The organism is Streptomyces sp. NPDC052299 (assembly GCF_040679335.1).
In the GTDB taxonomy this organism is placed as follows: domain Bacteria; phylum Actinomycetota; class Actinomycetes; order Streptomycetales; family Streptomycetaceae; genus Streptomyces.
In genome coordinates, this window is record NZ_JBFAUP010000019.1 from 41,366 (window position 1) to 58,440 (window position 17,075).

A 17,075-nucleotide genomic window follows, 5' to 3' on the forward strand; every position below is an offset into this window, starting at 1 on the left:
CCGCGGTCGACAATAAGGACATGAGTCAGCAGGGGGAGAAGCCCGCGGCCCACGAGGACGACTGGTGGCGCAGGCTGTACGACGAATCCGCCCCGGACGCGGGGGCGGCTCAGGCCGCCGACAGCCTCGACGACCGGTTCGACTCGGCGTCGGGCACGGTGGCGGCCGTGGACATACCGGGGCCCAGGGACGAGTCGCTGCCGGCCGGCCCGGCGGCGGTCACCCGTCCGGCGGACACGGAGCGGGACACCCCGCCGGAGCCGGAGGCCCGCGCCCCGTGGGACGTGCGGACGCCGCCCCGCGCCCCGTGGGAGCCCATGGCCGGACCGGTGCGGCCGCGCACCTTTCCAGGGCCGCCGCCGCCCGAGCCCCCGCCGCCGCCCCCCTCGGATGACCCTCGTGTTCCCGCCGGGCGCGAAGCGCCCCCGCTGCCCAGGCGGCCGGTGACCGAGCGCGCCGAGGCGGACGCACCCGCCCCGGACGAGGCGCCGCCGGAGCCGGCCGTCGGGCCCCCGCCGCGGGTCGACCACGTCGGCGCCCGGCCGCCCACCTACGACGCCGAGCCCACGGCGCTGCCCGCCACCGACCCGTACGAAGTCGCCCGTGTCGTCCCGGACACGGTCCTGGACGGTGCCACCTACGGGACCTACACGCTGCGCGCCGCGTCCGTACGCGGTGACTCGGCCCGGTTCCGGGGCGAGCCGCGCCGGGACGCGCTGCTGACGGCGCGCTTCGGGACCGGCGAGAACGCGCTGGTGCTGGTGGCCGTCGCGGGCGCGTCGCGGGGCGCGGAGGGGGCGCGCACGGCGGCGGCGGACACCTGCCACTGGATCGGCGAGGCGGTCGGGCGCAGCCACGCCAGGCTCTCCGACGACATAAGGGCGGGCCGCCGCGCCGACCTGAAGTCCGGGCTCCACCGGCTCACCGACCGCGCCTTCGGCAAGCTGCGCGCCCGCGCCGCCGAACTGGGCGTCGAACCGGACGCGTACACCGCGAGCCTGCGATGCCTGCTGTTGTCCGCCGACCCCGGCTGCCGCACCCGGGTCTTCTTCGGCATCGGCGCGGGCGGCCTCTTCCGGCTGCGCGACGGCAGCTGGCACGACCTGGAACCGGCGCTTCCACCGCCCGCCGCGCTGAGCGGTGAGCCGGTGGTCGGCTTCGGCTCCTCCGCGCCGGAGAGCCCGCCCGAGAGCGGGCCCGAGGGCGACCGGCTGACCATGGACCTGAACATCGCCACCGGCCCCGCCCCGTATGTCGAGGACCCCCTCCCGCCCCCTGCCGAACCGTTCCGCTTCCGTGCCTCCGTCGCCCGGCCGGGGGACACCCTGCTGCTGTGCGGGGCGGGCCTCGCCGACCCGCTGCGCGGCGAACCGGAGCTGGCCGCCGAGCTCGCCACGCGCTGGTCGCCGGTGGAGGCGCCGGGGCTCGGGGCGTTCCTCGCGGACACCCGGATCCGGGTGAAGGGGTACGCGGACGACCGGACGGCGGTCGGCGTCTGGGAGGCGTAACCGCGCACGCCATGGGTTGATGGATTCCGGATACCCGTCCGGGCCGGGGTTTGACGCCCCGCGTCCCGGACAGCCGGACGTGCACGGAGCACAGGCAGAGGGAGTGCGTCACCCATGGCCAAGCAGAACGTGTCGGAGCAGTTCGTCGACATCCTCGCCCGGGCGGGCGTCAAGCGCCTGTACGGGGTCGTCGGGGACAGCCTCAACCCGGTGGTCGACGCCGTACGGCGGCACGCGGACATCGAGTGGATCCAGGTCAGGCACGAGGAGACGGCGGCGTTCGCGGCCGGTGCGGAGGCGCAGATCACCGGCGACCTCGCGGCCTGCGCCGGGTCGTGCGGGCCCGGCAACCTGCACCTCATCAACGGCCTGTACGACGCCCACCGCTCGATGGCCCCCGTGCTCGCGCTGGCCTCGCACATCCCGTCCAGCGAGATCGGCCTCAACTACTTCCAGGCCACCCACCCCGAGCTGCTCTTCCAGGAGTGCAGCCACTACAACGAGATGATCTCCAATCCGCAGCAGATGCCCCGGCTGCTCCAGACCGCCATCCAGCACGCGGTCGGCCAGGGCGGGGTCAGCGTCGTGACCATGCCGGGCGACGTCGCCGGGCAGCCCGCGCCCGAACGGACCGCCGAGCACGCCCTGGTCACCTCGCGCCCCACCGTGCGGCCGGGCGACGCCGAGATCGAGAAGCTGTGCCGGATGGTGGACGAGGCCAAACGGGTGACGCTGTTCTGCGGCAGCGGCACGGCGGGCGCGCACGCCGAGGTGATGGAGTTCGCCGAGCGGATCAAGTCCCCCGTCGGGCACGCCCTGCGCGGCAAGGAATGGATTCAGTACGACAACCCGTACGACGTCGGGATGAGCGGGCTGCTCGGCTACGGAGCCGCCTACGAGGCCACGCACGAGTGCGATCTGCTGATCCTGCTCGGCACGGACTTCCCGTACAACGCCTTCCTGCCCGACGACGTGAAGATCGTGCAGGTCGATGTGCGGCCGGAACACCTCGGCCGGCGCACCAAGCTGGACCTGGCCGTCTGGGGCGACGTCCGGGAGACGCTGCGCTGTCTGACGCCCCGGGTGAAGGCGAAGAGCGACCGCAAGTTCCTCGACCGTATGCTCAAGAAGCACGCCGACGCCCTGGAGGGCGTGGTCAAGGCGTACACCCGCAAGGTCGAGAAGCACGTCCCGATCCACCCCGAGTACGTGGCCTCGGTGCTGGACGAACTCGCGGACGACGACGCCGTGTTCACCGTCGACACCGGCATGTGCAACGTCTGGGCGGCCCGCTATCTGACCCCCAACGGCAAGCGCCGGGTGATCGGTTCGTTCAGTCACGGCTCGATGGCGAACGCGTTGCCGCAGGCCATCGGCGCGCAGTTCACCGACCGGAACCGGCAGGTCGTCTCGATGTCGGGCGACGGCGGATTCACCATGCTGATGGGCGACTTCCTGACGCTCGTCCAGTACAACCTGCCGGTCAAGGTGGTCCTCTTCAACAACTCATCGCTCGGCATGGTGGAGTTGGAGATGCTGGTCGGCGGCCTGCCCTCGTTCGGGACGACCAACAAGAACCCGGACTTCGCGGCCGTGGCGCGCGCGGCGGGGGCGTACGGCGTCCGGGTCGAGAAGCCCAAGGAGCTGACGAGCGCGCTCAAGGACGCCTTCAAGCACAAGGGCCCGGCGCTCGTCGACGTCGTCACCGACCCCAACGCGCTCTCCATCCCGCCGAAGATCAGCGCGGACATGGTGACCGGCTTCGCGCTGTCCGCCAGCAAGATCGTCCTCGACGGCGGAGTGGGCCGGATGCTTCAGATGGCCCGCTCCAACCTCCGCAACGTGCCCCGGCCGTGAGCTGACGAAGTGTCATGAGGGCGTGCGCGACACACTCTTGGAACCCTCAGAACCATGTGACATATTACTGACGTGTTCACGAGACAGCCTCTGGATGTTGTCGTCGTCGGAGCCGGTGTGGTCGGCGCCGCCTGCGCGTACTACGCCACCCGGTCCGGTCTCTCGGTCGCGGTGGTGGACGGCGGACCGCCCGCCGGAGGCACCACCGGCGCGGGGGAGGGGAACCTCCTCGTCTCCGACAAGCCGCCCGGCCCCGAACTCGATCTCGCCCGGCTCTCCGCCGCCCTCTGGCGCGAGCTGTCCGAGGTGCTGCCCGGGGCGGTCGAGTACGAGCAGAAGGGCGGCCTCGTCGTCGCGGCGGACGAGCGGTCCCTCGCGACCCTGACCGCGACCGCCGCCGGACAGGCCCGGGCCGGGGTACGCACCACCGCCGTCGCCCCGGACGAACTGCCCGGGCTGGAACCGCACCTGGCCCCCGGCCTCGCGGGCGGCGTCCTCTACCCGGAGGACGCCCAGGTCCAGCCCGCCCTCGCCGCCGCCCACCTGATCCGCGCCGCCCGCGACGCCGGGGCGGCCCTGCACACCGGCCGCCCGGTCACCGCCGTGCTCACCGGCCCCACGGGCGCGGTGCGCGGCGTCCGCACCGAGGCCGGTGACCTGCTCGCCCCGGCCGTGGTCAACGCGACGGGCGTACGGGGCGGGGAGTTCGCCGCGCTCGCCGGGGTGGAGCTGCCCGTCCTGCCCCGGCGCGGGTTCGTCCTGGTGACCGAGCCGCTGCCGCCGCTGATCCGGCACAAGGTGTACGCCGCCGAGTACCTGGCCGACGTGTCCAGCGCCTCGGCCGCCCTCCAGACGTCACCGGTCGTGGAGGGCACCCCCGCCGGGCCCGTCCTCATCGGCGCAAGCCGCGAACGGGTCGGCTTCGACCGCACCCTGTCCGTGCCGGTGATCAGCAGGCTGGCCGACGCGGCCGCCGCGCTGTTCCCGGTCCTCGGGGCCGCCCGGGTGCTCCGCGCCTACCACGGCTTCCGCCCGTACCTGCCCGACCACCTCCCCGCCATCGGGCCCGACCGGAGGGTCCCCGGCCTCTTCCACGCCTGCGGCCACGAGGGCGCGGGCATCGGCCTGGCCCCGGCGACGGGCGTCCTGATCACGGCGGCGGTCCGGGGCGAGCGACCGCCCCTGGACGCGGAGCCGTTCCGGCCGGACCGCTTCGGGGCGGACGCCGGGGGCGGGCGAGCCGTGGCCCCACCCCCGTGAGCGGTCCGTCCCTCCCAGCGAGCCGTCCGTCCCTCCCCGTACCGCCCGATCCACGAGACAGGAGCCCCGGTGAGACGAGCACGCCGACGTGACCCCGCCCGCAGCCCGGCCGGGCCGGCCGGTGCCGGGTCCGCCTTCGAGATCACCTTCGACGGGCGCCCGGTGCCCGCCCTGCCCGGGCAGAGCATCGCGGCCGCGCTGTGGGCCGCCTCCGTCCTCAGCTGGCGCACCACCCGGGTCAACGGGCGGCCCAGGGGCGCCTTCTGCGGGATCGGCTCCTGCTTCGAGTGCCTGGCCACCGTCAACGGGCGGCCCAACCTGCGGGCCTGCCTGCTGCCCGCCCGTCCCGGCGACGCCGTCACCACCCAGGAGGGCAACGGACATGCCGCACCACGACCCTGACCGTGCCGAGGTCGCCGTGGTGGGCGCGGGACCGGCCGGACTCGCCGCCGCCGTCACCGCCGCCGACGCCGGGCTCGACGTGCTCCTGATCGACGCGGCCGACGCACCCGGCGGGCAGTACTACCGCGCACCCGCCCCGGGCCTCGGCACCGTCCGCCCCGGGGCCCCGCTCCACGGCCGGGGCACGTTCACCGCGCTCACCGCCCGCCTCGGCCGGCACCGCGACACCGGGCGGGTGCGCCACCTCACCGGCCACCAGGTGTGGGCGGTGACGCGGACCGGCGCGGACTGGACCCTGCTCGCGCTCACCGGCCCGGACGGCGGCGACGGGGCCGCCCCACGTGCCCGCCGCCTCGTGATCGCGACCGGTGCCGTCGAGCGCCAACTCCCCTTCCCCGGCTGGACGCTGCCCGGCGTCGTCGGTGCGGCCGGGGCCCAGGCCATGCTCAAGTCGGGGCTCGTGCTGCCCGGCCGGCGCGTCGTCGTCGCCGGGAGCGGGCCGCTGCTCCAGGCCGTCGCCCTCTCCCTGGCCGGGGCCGGGGCCAGGGTGCCCGCACTGGTGGAGGCCGCCGGCTACGCGGCGTACGCCCGGGCGCCCCTGACCCTGGCCGCGAACCCGGACCGGCTCGCGGAAGGCGCCCGGCACCGGGCGGGCCTCGCCCGGTACGGGGTGCGGATGCTCACGCACCGGGCGGTCACCGCCGTCCACGGCACCGAACGCGTGGAAGGGGTCACGGTCAGCCGGCTCGACCGCGCCTGGCGCCCCGTGCCGGGCACCGGGCGGCGCATCGACTGCGACGCGCTCGCCGTCGGCCACGGCCTCGTGCCGCAGCTCGACCTCGCCCTCGGCCTCGGCTGCGCCACCCGCACCGGCACGGACGGCTCGGCGGTCCTGGAGGTCGACGCGCGGCTGCGCACCACCGTGCCCGGAGTCTGGGCCGCCGGGGAGACCGGGGGCATCGGCGGTGTGCGACTGGCCCTGGCCGAAGGCGAGCTGGCCGCCCTCTCGGTGATCGCCGACGTGCGGGGCGGCCCCGTCCCGGCCCGGGCGAGGGCGCTCGTCCGCCGCCGTCGCCGGATGCGCGGGTTCGCCGGACTGATGGGGGCCGCGCACCGGCCGGGACCGGGATGGACCGGGTGGCTCGCCCCGGACACCGAGGTCTGCCGATGCGAGGAGGTCACCGCAGCCACGGTCCGGACCGCCGTCGCCGAACTGGGCGCGGCCGACACCCGCACCGCCAAGCTGCTCACCCGGGCGGGCATGGGCTGGTGCCAGGGCCGCACCTGCGGCTTCGCCGTTCGCGCCCTGGCCGGCCCGTCCGGTGCCGGTGCCGCTCCCGACCGGCGCCCGCTCGCCTGCCCGGTCCCGCTCGCCACGCTGGCCCGCGCCGCCCGGCCGGACAACGCCTGAGCACCCGTATCCGCACACCCACCCCTGAGGAGCCCGCATGACAGCCGAGCCCACCCGCACCCGCGCCCCCTGGCGGGGCGTCATGGTCGCCACCCCGCTCACCCTGCGCGAGGACGGGTCCGTCGACTTCGACGCCTACGCCGCACACGTCCGCGACCTCCTCGACGCGGGCTGCGACGGTGTGGTGCCCAACGGGTCGCTGGGGGAGTATCAGACCCTCAGCGACCGGGAGCGCCGGGACGTGGTGCGGGTCGCCGTCGAGGCGGCCGGGGACGGAGGGCGGGTAATGCCCGGGGTCTCCTCGTACGACAGCGCGCAGTCGCGGCGCCGGGCCGAGGAGGCCGCCGATGCCGGGGCCGGTTCCGTGCTGCTGCTCCCGCCCAACGGCTACCCGTGCGAGGACGCGGGCGTCCGCGCGCACTACGCCGAGGTGGCGGCGGCCGGGCTCCCCGTCGTCGCGTACAACAACCCGTACGACACCAAGGTGGATCTGACGCCCCGGCTGCTCGGGCAGCTCCACGCGGAGGGGTCGGTCGTCGCGGTCAAGGAGTTCAGCGGCGATGTCCGCAGGGCGTACGAGATCGCGGAGGTCGCGCCCGGTCTCGATCTGCTCGTCGGCGCCGACGACGTGCTGCTCGAACTCGCCCTGGCCGGGGCGGTCGGCTGGATCGCCGGCTGCCCCAACATGCTGCCGCGCGGCTGTGTCGCGCTGTACCGGGCGGCCGTCTCCGGCGACCTGGAGCGCGCCCTGCCGCTCTACCGGCGGCTGCACCCGCTGCTGCGGTGGGACTCCAAGCCGGAGTTCGTCCAGGCCATCAAGGCGTCCATGGACATCGTTGGCCGGCACGGCGGGCCCACCCGGCCGCCCCGCCTGCCGCTCGACGCCGACGCCCTGGCCGCCGTACGCGCGGCCACGGAGAAGGCCCTCGCCGAGGGCCTGGACTGAGAGGGGGAGGGACGATGCGCAGCCGCCACGTCTTCCATGCCGTCGACTCGCACACCGAGGGCATGCCCACCCGCGTGATCACCGGCGGGATCGGCACGCTCCCCGGCGTCACCATGGCCGAGCGCCGGGCGTACTTCATGGCGCACCGGGACGCGGTGCGGACCCTGCTGATGTACGAGCCGCGCGGCCACTCCGCCATGAGCGGGGCCGTCCTCCAGCCGCCGACCCGGCCCGACGCCGACTTCGGAGTGCTCTTCATGGAGGTCTCCGGCTGCCTGCCGATGTGCGGACACGGCACGATCGGGGTGGCGACCGTGCTGGTGGAGACCGGCATGGTCCCGGTCACCGAACCCGTCACCACCGTACGGCTGGACACCCCCGCCGGGCTCGTCTCCGTGGACGTACGGGTGGAGGGCGGGGCCGCCACCTCCGTCACCCTCACCAACGTGCCGGCCTTCAGCGCGGGGCTCGGCCTCACCGCGAAGGTTCCCGGCTTCGGTGAGGTGCCGTACGACCTCGCCTACGGCGGCAACTTCTACGCGATGGTGCGCCTGGCGGACCTGGGCCTGCCGTTCGACCGTGCCCGGAAGGACGAACTGCTCGCGGCGGGAATGGCATTGATGGAGGCGGTCAACGCCGCCGACCGGCCGGTCCATCCCGTGGACCCGGCGATCCACGGGCTCAAGCACGTCCAGCTGATCGCGCCCGGCTCCGACGCCGCGCACTCGCGACACGCGATGGCCATCCACCCCGGCTGGTTCGACCGCTCGCCGTGCGGCACGGGCACCTCCGCGCGGATGGCCCAGCTGCACGCCCGGGGCGAACTCCCGCTGGGCCGGGACTTCGTCAACGAGTCGTTCATCGGCACCCGGTTCACCGGGCGGCTGGTCGGCGAGACCGTGGTGGGCGAGCTGCCCGCGGTCGTCCCGACGGTCACGGGACGGGCCTGGATCACCGGGACCGCGCAGTACTTCCTGGACCCCGAAGACCCCTTCCCGGAGGGCTTCCTGCTGTGAGCCCGCGCGGGGTCCGGGTCCAACGTCACATTGTATTCTGGCCCTCCGCACGGTGCTGGAGGAACAGACATGGCCCGCCTGACGTCGCTCAACGCCATCTCGGCGCAGGAGCACCTGCGCGACCAGGTGGCGCACGCGCTGCGGGCGGCCCTCGTCTCCGGCGAGCTGCGGCCCGGCACGGTCTACTCGGCGCCCGCGCTGGCCGCCCAGTTCGGCGTCTCCGCCACTCCCGTACGTGAGGCGATGCTCGACCTGGTCCGGGAGGGCCAGGTCGAAGCCGTCCGCAACAAGGGCTTCCGGGTCACCGAGGTGACCGAGCAGGACCTGGACGACTACACCGAACTGCGCGCGATGATCGAGGTCCCCACGGTCGGCCGGATCGCGGGCATGGGCCTGACGCACGAGCTGGAGGCGCTGCGGCCCGTCGCCGAGGAGATCGTCGAGGCCGCCCGCCGCCACGACATCCTGGGCTACCTGGAGGCGGACCGGCGCTTCCACCTCGCCCTGCTGGGGCTGGCCGGCAACCGCCGGCTGGTCGAGGAGGTCGGTGAACTCCGCAAGCGCTCGCGGCTGTTCGGGCTGAACCGGCTCGCCGAGACCGGGCAGCTGGCCGCGTCGGCCGAGGAGCACATCGAGCTGCTCGACCTGGTGGTCGCCGGGGACGCGGAGGGTGCGGAGTCCTGCATGCTCGGCCACATGTCGCACGTCCGCTCGCTGTGGGCGGACGGCCGCCGGGGTGCACCGGCGAGCCGGGCGTAGGGTCTCAAACTCCCTCACGCACAAGGGCGTTGACGCCTCCACGAATGTCGTCACGGCCGCTTCCTAAAGACATGTGACATGTGCCATTGTACTGACGGTCGCGCTTGAGGTCGTGTCCATGTCATTCAGCTGACGTTCCGGTCGCCCGCCGTCCCCGTCCGGCCTCACCCGCGCGCCATCCCCCACAGCCGCGCGACGACGCGCGGCCATCACACCGCTGGGAGGCGGCACGTGAAGAAACGAACGGTCCGACAGAGAGTCACCGGACTCACCACCGCGGTCCTGGCCGCCTGCCTGGGCCTCGGCATGCTCGCCGCGCCCGCCCAGGCCGCCGAGCCCCGCCCCACCGCCCCGGCCGCCGCGAGCGCCGCCGCAGCGCACCGGGTCACCGGCCGGGCCCCGTCCGAACCGGGCGGACCCGCCGGACAGGCCCCCACCGCGCCCGCCCAGGACCCGGCCCATGTGGGCGAACCGGCCGCCGACCCCGCCGACCGGGCCCCGCTCAGCGCCTCCAAGGACGCGCTGCGGCGCGACTACGACGACCCGCGCGCCACGAAGCCGGAGCACCCGGCCCCCTCGATGAAGACCGGGCGCACGGCGCGGGCGGCCGCCTGCTCCGTCGCCGACTTCACCGGCCGCACCGGCAGCGCCCTCGTCCAGCAGATCAAGGCGTCCACCACCGACTGCGTCAACACGCTCTTCTCCGTCAAGGGCAACGACGGCTACCTGGCCTTCCGCGAGGCCCAGATGGTCACCGTGGCCGATGCCCTGCGCGACGGATCGGCCGCCTACCCCGGCGACAGCAGCACGGGCATGCCCCAACTGGTGCTCTACCTGCGGGCCGGGTACTACGTGCAGTACTACGACCCCGGCACCGTCGGCCCGTACGGCACCGCCCTGCGCACCGCCATCCAGGGCGGCCTCGACGCCTTCTTCGCCTCGGCGCACTCCCGCGACGTCACCGACGCCAACGGCGAGACCCTGGCCGAGGCCGTCGTCCTCATCGACAGCGCCGAGCAGAACGCCCGCTACCTGGACGTCGTGAAACGGCTGCTGGCCGGCTACAACTCCTCGTACAACAGCTCCTGGTACATGCTCAACGCGGTCAACAACGTCTACACCGTGACTTTCCGGGGCCACCAGCTGCCCGCGTTCGTCAGCGCCGTCGAGGCCGACCCGAGCCTGCTCGACGCGCTCGCCGGATTCGCCCGCGACCACCTGGACCTGCTGGGCACCGACCAGTCCTACCTGACCTCCAACGCGGGCCGCGAGCTGGCCCGCTTCCTCCAGGAGGACACGCTGCGGCCCACGGCGAAACCGCTGGTCATCGATCTCCTCGGCCGCTCCTCGCTCACCGGGCGGACCGCGCCGCTCTGGGTCGGCCTGGCCGAGATGGCCGACTACTACGACAGCGCGAACTGCTCCGCGTACGGCACCTGCGACCTGGCCGCACGCCTCAGGAGCGCCGTCCTGCCCACCTCGTACACCTGCAGCGACAGCATCCGCATCCTCGCCCAGCAGATGTCATCGGACGACCTGACCGAGGCGTGCGCCAGCCTGCGCGGCCAGGACGCCTACTTCCACCAGGTGGCCCGGGACAGCGGCCCCGTCGCCGGGGACCGCAACACCACCATCGAGGTCGTCGTCTTCGATTCCAGCACCGACTACCAGACCTACGCCGGTGCCATCTACGGCATCGACACCAACAACGGCGGGATGTACCTGGAGGGCGACCCTTCAGCGGCCGGCAACCAGCCGAGGTTCATCGCCTACGAGGCCGAGTGGGTCCGGCCCGACTTCCAGATCTGGAACCTCAACCACGAGTACACCCACTACCTCGACGGCCGGTTCGACATGGCGGGCGACTTCGCGGCCGGTGTGACCACCCCGACCGTGTGGTGGATCGAGGGCTTCGCGGAGTACGTCTCCTACTCGTACCGCGAGGTCACCTACGACGACGCCCTGGCCCAGGCGGGCACCCACACCTACACCCTGCGCACCCTCTTCGACACCACCTACGAGAACGCCGACCAGACCCGCGTCTACAACTGGGGGTACCTGGCCGTGCGCTACATGCTCCAGTCGCACCGTGCCGACGTGGACGAACTCCTCGGCCTGTACCGGGCCGGTGACTGGAACGGGGCCCGCACCCTGCTCACCTCCACCATCGGCAGCCGCTACGAAGCCGACTGGGCGGCCTGGCTCACGGCCTGTGCGGCCGGCAGCTGCGGCACCACCACCAACCCGCCGACCGAGCCCACCGCCCCGTGCACCGGCAGCGACACCCGCGAACTCGGCCAGGACTGCGCCCGGGACGGCCGGCACGCCACCCGTGGCGACTACGACTACCTGTACCTCTACATACCGGCGGGCACCGACCGGCTGACCATCACCACCAGCGGCGGCACGGGCGACGCCGACCTCTACTACAGCTCCACCGGCTGGGCCACCACCGGCTCGTACACCGCCAGGGTCACCGGCAGCGGCAACGCGCACACCCTCACCATCGACCACCCGGCCGCCGGTGCGCACTACATCAGCCTGTACGCCGTGCGGGACTTCGGGCAGGTGAGCGTCGCGACGAGCTACTGACCCGGGGCCCGGAGCGCCCTCAGAGCAACCGCAGCGCGCCCGGCCCCGCCCGGTCCCGGATGATCGCCACCAGCAGATCGAAGAGCGTCGGACCGCGTCCCGCAGCCGCCTGCGCGTACTCCTCGCGCAGGCGGCTCCGGTTGCTCTCATGGGCGCGGGCGGCCAGCCGGTCCAGACGACGGGCGGTCTCCGCATGACCCAACGCCCTTGCGGACAAGGCATGGTCGCGCCATTCGAAGACGAAGTCGCCGTCGTCCGGCGCGCCCATGCCGCCGCTCAGGCAGTCCGCGAAGGCGTCGAGATTGCGGCCGAAGTAGCCGCCGGGCCCGTTCACCGCCTCACCGACCACGGTCCAGAAGCTGTCCAGGCCGGTGATCCGGGAACCCTCGATCACATACGTCACGGTCATGGGGCCGACCCTACGGGCACGGCTCAGCAGTCGTGGTCCACCAGGTCGAACGTCTCGTAGTGGTCGGCGGTGTAGTAGTCCTCCTGGCTCTCCTCACCCGTGACGATGCGCCGCGCGCCACGCGTCGGGGAGCCGGGGGTGATGACGGTGTACTCGTGGTAGTAGCCGGTGCTCTGCGCGGGCAGCACGCCCTCGCGGTTCTGGAACACGGTGCCGTCCTGGTCGTACGGGAACGGGCCGCCGGCGTCGATGAGGTCGAGGGTGTCGTGGGCCTGGGACGGCAGGTCGGAGTAGCAGATGCTGCCGACCGACGCGGTAGTCGCCGACGCGGTCGCCGTGACCGGGCCGCCGACGAGGAGAGCGGACAGAAGGGCGGCAGCGCCGCCGAGCGTGGTGATCCGTGGGGGGATTCGCATGCTCCATGATGACGCGCGTAGACAGCGGCGCGTCAACGCCAACTCGGGTGAATTCTTCGAGAGTTAACCGTGGAGAGGGAACACATGGCGCATCGGGGGCCGTCCGGGTGCCACGACCGTGCGGCGGTCGAACGGAAGTCCGTGCAGGACTTACGGGCTGACGGATCGCCAGATGTGATACGGCACCGTGCGGATGGCCTCCTCGATGTCGATGTCGCCCACCGCCAGCCAGCGCCGCGCGATGCTCGTCACCGGACCCAGGATCAGCGATTCCAGGACGGGCAGCGGCAACGCGGCCAGCTCGCCCGACTCCCGGTGCGCGTGGAGCCAGGCGGCCAGCGGCGCGATCCGGGCCTCCTGGGCGCCCCGCAGCTGCCGCGCGTTGGTGATGGCCTCGCGGTCGGCGGTGACCGAGTGCATCAGCCGGGCCGCGTCCGGGTGTTCCTGGACGAAGCGGAGGTACGTCTCCGTCAGCGCCCGCACCCCGCCGCGCGCGTCGGTCACCTGGTGCAGCGCCTCGACCACCTCGCCGAGGAGGCGGCCCAGCCAGGTCTGGGCGAGGGCGAGGACCACGCCCTGGAGGCTGCCGAAGTGGTGGTAGATACTGCCCGCGCTCACTCCGCTGGCCGAGGTGATCGCGTTCAGCGTGAGGCCGGCCTCACCCTGGGCCGCGTACAGTGCCAGGGCGGTGTCGAGCACCTGGGCGGCCGTGGCCTCCCCACGCTGCTGCTTCGGACTCATCGCGCCGCCCCGCTTCCGGAATCTCTGGCTCCTCATGGTGGTGCCGGGAACAGCGTAAGAGAAGGTTCCGGAATTGTTTCCGGAAGTTGTTCCAATTGGCGCTCACTTTGCTTCACACTGAACGTTTGTCGCGCCAAGTCGCGGCCGCATACGGGGACTTCAGGAGAACGGCGTGAACAACGACGACCAGGCGGACAACGAGGACTACCTCGACGGAGGCATCAAGCCGCTGACGCCGACGGACCCGGCACGCGTCGGGCCGTATCTGCTGCTGGGCCGGCTCGGCGCCGGCGGTATGGGCCGGGTCTACCTCGCCCGCTCCGACGGCGGCCGCACGGTCGCGGTCAAGGTGGTGCACCCTGAGCACGTCGCGGACCCGCAGTTCAGGGGCCGCTTCCGGCGCGAGGTCGAGGCGGCACGGCGCGTCGGCGAACGCTGGACCGCACCCGTCCTGGACGCGGCACCCGACGCCGAATTCCCCTGGGTGGCCACGGGATACGTGCCCGGGCTCTCCCTGGAACAGGTCGTGCGGGGCCACGGCGCGCTGCCCGCCGCCTCGGTGCAGGCGCTCGCCACCGGGCTGCTGCACGCGCTGAAGGACATCCACGCGGCGGGCATCGTCCACCGCGACCTCAAGCCGTCCAACGTGATGCTCACGATGGAGGGGCCCAAGGTCATCGACTTCGGGATCGCCCGCGCCGTAGGGACCGCCGTCGAGTCCCTGCTCACCAGTACCAACATGATGATCGGCACGCCCGGTTTCATGGCCCCGGAGCAGGTGCACGGGGAGAGCGCGGTCCCGAAGAGCGACGTCTTCACCCTCGGCTGTGTCCTGACGTACGCGGCGACCGGAACGCTTCCCTTCGGGCACGGGGCGAGCAACCAGCACGCGATCATGTACCGGATCGCCGAGGCCGAGCCCGAGCTGAAGCGGGTCCGGGACGCGGACCTCAAGGCGCTGATCGCCCGGCTGCTCGTCAAGCCGGTGGACGAGCGGCCCTCGGTGGACGAGCTGCTGGCCGAGCCGGGGCGCGAGGCCGGTCCGGTCGCCTCCTCGTGGCTGCCCGCCGCCGTCGTGAGTCATCTGGCGCGCCAGTCCGCGCAGTTGCTCGACGCGGAGGCCGCGCCGCTGCGGCAGGAGGGGGACCGCCCGACGGTCGACCTCCGGGGAGCGCCCGAGGTGGCGGCGGAGGTGAAGGGCGCGAAGACGGCGGAGAAGGAGAAGCCGAAGCGGCGCCGCCGCTGGATCGTCGCCGTGCCGCTGGTGGTCGTCCTAGGCGGCGGGGGCGGCACGCTGGTCATGCTCCAGCCGTTCAGCCATGACGGCGGCGACGCGCAGGCCGCGCCCCCGGTCGCCACCTCGACGGGCCCGACCGCCACCCCGGAGCCCTCGGTGGCCGGCAGCGCGTCCCCGGCCGCGAGCAAGAGCCCGAAGGCGTCGCCCGGCAAGAAGAAGGCGGACTCCGGCAAGGACGGGGAGGACGGCAAGGACGGGGAGCCGGGCCGGGACGGCCAGGACGCGGGGACAGCGGGCGGTGGCTCCTCCGCCACCGGCGGCGGTTCCACGAGCACATCGGGCGGTGGGGGAGGCTCCACCACGACGAGCGGCGGCGGTTCGGGCGGCAGCACCTCGGGCGGCTCCACGAGCACGTCCGGCGGCGGAGGCTCCACCAGCACGTCGGGCGGCTCCACCGGAGGCTCGGGCAGCGGCACGACGGTTCCCGCGGCGTTCGTCGGCACCTGGAAGTACGCCGAGACGTACAACCCGGGCCAGCCCGGCACCGTCACCATCTCCAAGAACGGCGTGGTGCGCCTCAGCGACTACGTGTACAACAACTGCCCGTACGAAGGGAAAGTGACGTCCAGCACCAGCAGCCGGATCAATGTGGGCACCCTCAAGCTCGTCGGCCCCAACCCCGGCTACTGCTACACCACGACGGGCGCGACCTACTTCGTCACCAACGGCAGCGGCATCCAGCACGACGTCAGCGGGATGAAGTACTACTACAAGCGGGCCTGAGCCCCGCACGATTCCCCCCGGCCCGGAGGACTCGGCAAGCGTGGCAGCCCGCACGCGGGGCATGCATTGCCTGAGCACCTTCGAGACAGGGGGCGAATGGTCGTGTGGGCGGGGGAAACGATGGAGCGTCACGAAGAGGCCCGGATGCATCGCAGGGTGGACCGGGCCGATCTGGCAGCCGTGGGAGAAGTCCGGGGCGCGGTCCGTGAGTTACTGCGCTACCGGTGGAAGGAGGAACCGGCGCAGGTCGCCGAGCTGCTGCTCAGCGAGCTGGTGACCAACGCCCTGGTGCACACGGACGACGGCGCGGTCGTCGCCGTGAGCGTCGCACCCCGCCGACTGCGCGTGGAGGTGCGGGACTTCGTCCCCGGAATGGACACCGAGCCGCACGTACCGCCCGCCGACGACGGTACGCACGGCCGGGGGCTCGTCCTGGTGGAGAGTCTGGCCGACTCCTGGGGGATCAGCCCCCGCTCGCTGGGCAAGGTGGTCTGGTTCGAACTGGACGGCGAACGGCCCTGACGGTCCGGGAGGACCGTCAGGGCCGTCACCTCGCATCCGCTGTTCCGTGTCAGCCGAACTGCTGCTCCAGGTCCTTGAGTTTCTGCTCCAGCGAATCGAGCCGGGGCAGGGCCTGGGTGTCGTCCTCGGCGGTGAGATCGACCGGGGCCGATTCGCTCGCGCCCAGTTCAGGGACGCTCGCCGAGTTCGAGTGGTTCACGGCTTGCAGGGATGGCCGGGGTCGCAGGGGCAGCTGACCCGGCTCGGATATGGCGGGCTCCGCGACGGACTGCGCGGAGCCCGTCGCCGGGGCCAGCGCCGCCACCTCGACCGGGGGGCCACCCCGCCCGAGCCGCCCCCAGGCCCGGTTCTGCCGGTTCAGGGCCTTGATGTGCGCCCGGTCCAGCTTCTCCTGGTCCCTTCTGCGGAGACGGTTCTGCTCCTTCTCCCTGCGGTCCTCGCGTACCTCGTCGACCGCCTCGTCCAGCGTGCGTACGCCTTCGAGGAGCATCAGCGACCAGGCGCCGAAGGTCTCCCGGGGCGCGCGCAGCCAGCGCACGATCCGGATCTGCGGCAGCGGACGGGGCACGAGGCCCTGTTCGCGCAGCGCGGCCCGGCGGGTCTGCTTCAGCGCGCGGTCGAACAGCACCGCGGCCGAGAGCGACATGCCGGCGAAGAAGTGCGGGGCCCCCGCGTGGTTGATGCCACGCGGCGCGTGCACCCAGTTGAACCAGGCGGCGGCACCGGCGAAGGTCCACACCAGGAGGCGCGAGCCGAGCGCCGCGTCCCCGTGGCTGGCCTCCCGCACGGCCAGGACCGAGCAGAACATCGCCGCCCCGTCCAGGCCGAAGGGCACCAGGTACTCCCAGCCGTCGGAGAGGCCGAGGTTCTGCTCGCCGAAGCCGACGAGCCCGTGGAAGGAGAGGGCGGCGGCGACCGCCGCGCAGCAGAACAGCAGCACGTACGAAGCGGTGGCGTACAGCGTTTCCTTGCGCCTGCGCCGCTCCTCGCTGCGTTCCCAGCTGTCGTCGGCCGAGGCTGTGTCAGAGGCGCGCCTTCCGCGCGCGACCACCGCCACCGCCGCCATGACCCCCACGAGCAGCACGGCGCCCGGAAGCAGCCAGTCAAGCGATATGTCGGTCAGTCTCATGCGCGGTCCCTTGCGTCACGTAGGGCGTTTCGGGCGCCATCGTGGCGGAAATCCCGTCACGTCCAGGCCGTTTCGGGGCAAGAGAAC

The 17,075-nt window shown here is 73.1% G+C and carries 15 protein-coding genes; 11 read left to right on the forward strand and 4 right to left on the reverse strand.

What is annotated here, in order from left to right; translation table 11 throughout:
- Nucleotides 1-20: 20 nt before the first annotated feature.
- The 9 genes from AB0L33_RS27765 (at nucleotide 21) to AB0L33_RS27805 (ending at nucleotide 11,751) form a co-directional block, all read left to right on the forward strand.
- Nucleotides 21-1,508: a protein phosphatase 2C domain-containing protein gene (locus AB0L33_RS27765; RefSeq protein WP_365685765.1), complete on the forward strand. Its 1,488-nt coding sequence runs from the start codon at nucleotides 21-23 to the stop codon at nucleotides 1,506-1,508.
- A gap of 114 nt (nucleotides 1,509-1,622) precedes the next feature.
- Nucleotides 1,623-3,365 carry a pyruvate dehydrogenase gene (locus AB0L33_RS27770; RefSeq protein WP_365685767.1) on the forward strand — a complete coding sequence of 581 codons (1,743 nt, stop codon included), beginning with the start codon at nucleotides 1,623-1,625 and terminating at the stop codon, nucleotides 3,363-3,365.
- Between the two features lie 72 nt (nucleotides 3,366-3,437).
- The gene (locus tag AB0L33_RS27775; RefSeq protein WP_365685768.1) at nucleotides 3,438-4,625 is read left to right on the forward strand and encodes an FAD-binding oxidoreductase; all 1,188 of its coding nucleotides are present in this window, start codon (nucleotides 3,438-3,440) and stop codon (nucleotides 4,623-4,625) included.
- Nucleotides 4,626-4,694: 69 nt separating this feature from the next.
- Complete coding sequence (locus tag AB0L33_RS27780; RefSeq protein ID WP_365685770.1) at nucleotides 4,695-5,027, forward strand: (2Fe-2S)-binding protein; 333 nt, start codon at nucleotides 4,695-4,697, stop codon at nucleotides 5,025-5,027.
- Complete coding sequence (locus AB0L33_RS27785; RefSeq protein WP_365685772.1) at nucleotides 5,008-6,438, forward strand: NAD(P)/FAD-dependent oxidoreductase; 1,431 nt, start codon at nucleotides 5,008-5,010, stop codon at nucleotides 6,436-6,438. The genes AB0L33_RS27780 and AB0L33_RS27785 overlap by 20 nt, the downstream gene beginning before the upstream one ends.
- A gap of 37 nt (nucleotides 6,439-6,475) precedes the next feature.
- A complete protein-coding gene (locus AB0L33_RS27790; RefSeq protein WP_365685774.1) occupies nucleotides 6,476-7,384 on the forward strand; it encodes a dihydrodipicolinate synthase family protein in 909 nt (302 codons plus the stop codon).
- A gap of 14 nt (nucleotides 7,385-7,398) precedes the next feature.
- A complete protein-coding gene (locus tag AB0L33_RS27795; RefSeq protein ID WP_365685775.1) occupies nucleotides 7,399-8,400 on the forward strand; it encodes a proline racemase family protein in 1,002 nt (333 codons plus the stop codon).
- A 69-nt stretch (nucleotides 8,401-8,469) separates the two neighbouring features.
- Entirely contained in the window at nucleotides 8,470-9,159 is a 690-nt protein-coding gene (locus AB0L33_RS27800) for a GntR family transcriptional regulator (RefSeq protein WP_365685776.1), read from the forward strand.
- A gap of 231 nt (nucleotides 9,160-9,390) precedes the next feature.
- Nucleotides 9,391-11,751, forward strand: a complete 2,361-nt coding sequence (locus AB0L33_RS27805; RefSeq protein ID WP_365685777.1) for a M9 family metallopeptidase — start codon at nucleotides 9,391-9,393, stop codon at nucleotides 11,749-11,751.
- A gap of 19 nt (nucleotides 11,752-11,770) precedes the next feature.
- On the opposite strand, the gene AB0L33_RS27810 is transcribed toward AB0L33_RS27805, so the two are convergent.
- The 3 genes from AB0L33_RS27810 to AB0L33_RS27820 form a co-directional block, all read right to left on the reverse strand.
- Entirely contained in the window at nucleotides 11,771-12,160 is a 390-nt protein-coding gene (locus AB0L33_RS27810; protein WP_365685778.1) for a barstar family protein, read from the reverse strand.
- Between the two features lie 23 nt (nucleotides 12,161-12,183).
- Complete coding sequence (locus AB0L33_RS27815; RefSeq protein WP_365685780.1) at nucleotides 12,184-12,576, reverse strand: ribonuclease domain-containing protein; 393 nt, start codon at nucleotides 12,574-12,576, stop codon at nucleotides 12,184-12,186.
- Between the two features lie 150 nt (nucleotides 12,577-12,726).
- Nucleotides 12,727-13,317 (reverse strand): TetR/AcrR family transcriptional regulator, encoded by a 591-nt coding sequence (locus AB0L33_RS27820; protein WP_365685781.1) that lies wholly within the window; start codon nucleotides 13,315-13,317, stop codon nucleotides 12,727-12,729.
- Nucleotides 13,318-13,489: 172 nt separating this feature from the next.
- Between AB0L33_RS27820 and AB0L33_RS27825 the strand changes: the two genes are divergently transcribed.
- Nucleotides 13,490-15,337, forward strand: coding sequence for a protein kinase (locus tag AB0L33_RS27825; protein WP_365685783.1), 1,848 nt, complete (start codon nucleotides 13,490-13,492; stop codon nucleotides 15,335-15,337).
- A gap of 156 nt (nucleotides 15,338-15,493) precedes the next feature.
- A complete protein-coding gene (locus tag AB0L33_RS27830; RefSeq protein WP_365685882.1) occupies nucleotides 15,494-15,859 on the forward strand; it encodes an ATP-binding protein in 366 nt (121 codons plus the stop codon).
- Between the two features lie 49 nt (nucleotides 15,860-15,908).
- Here the strand turns inward: AB0L33_RS27830 and AB0L33_RS27835 are convergent, their stop codons facing one another.
- The gene (locus AB0L33_RS27835; RefSeq protein ID WP_365685784.1) at nucleotides 15,909-16,988 is read right to left on the reverse strand and encodes a DUF2637 domain-containing protein; all 1,080 of its coding nucleotides are present in this window, start codon (nucleotides 16,986-16,988) and stop codon (nucleotides 15,909-15,911) included.
- Nucleotides 16,989-17,075: the final 87 nt, after the last annotated feature.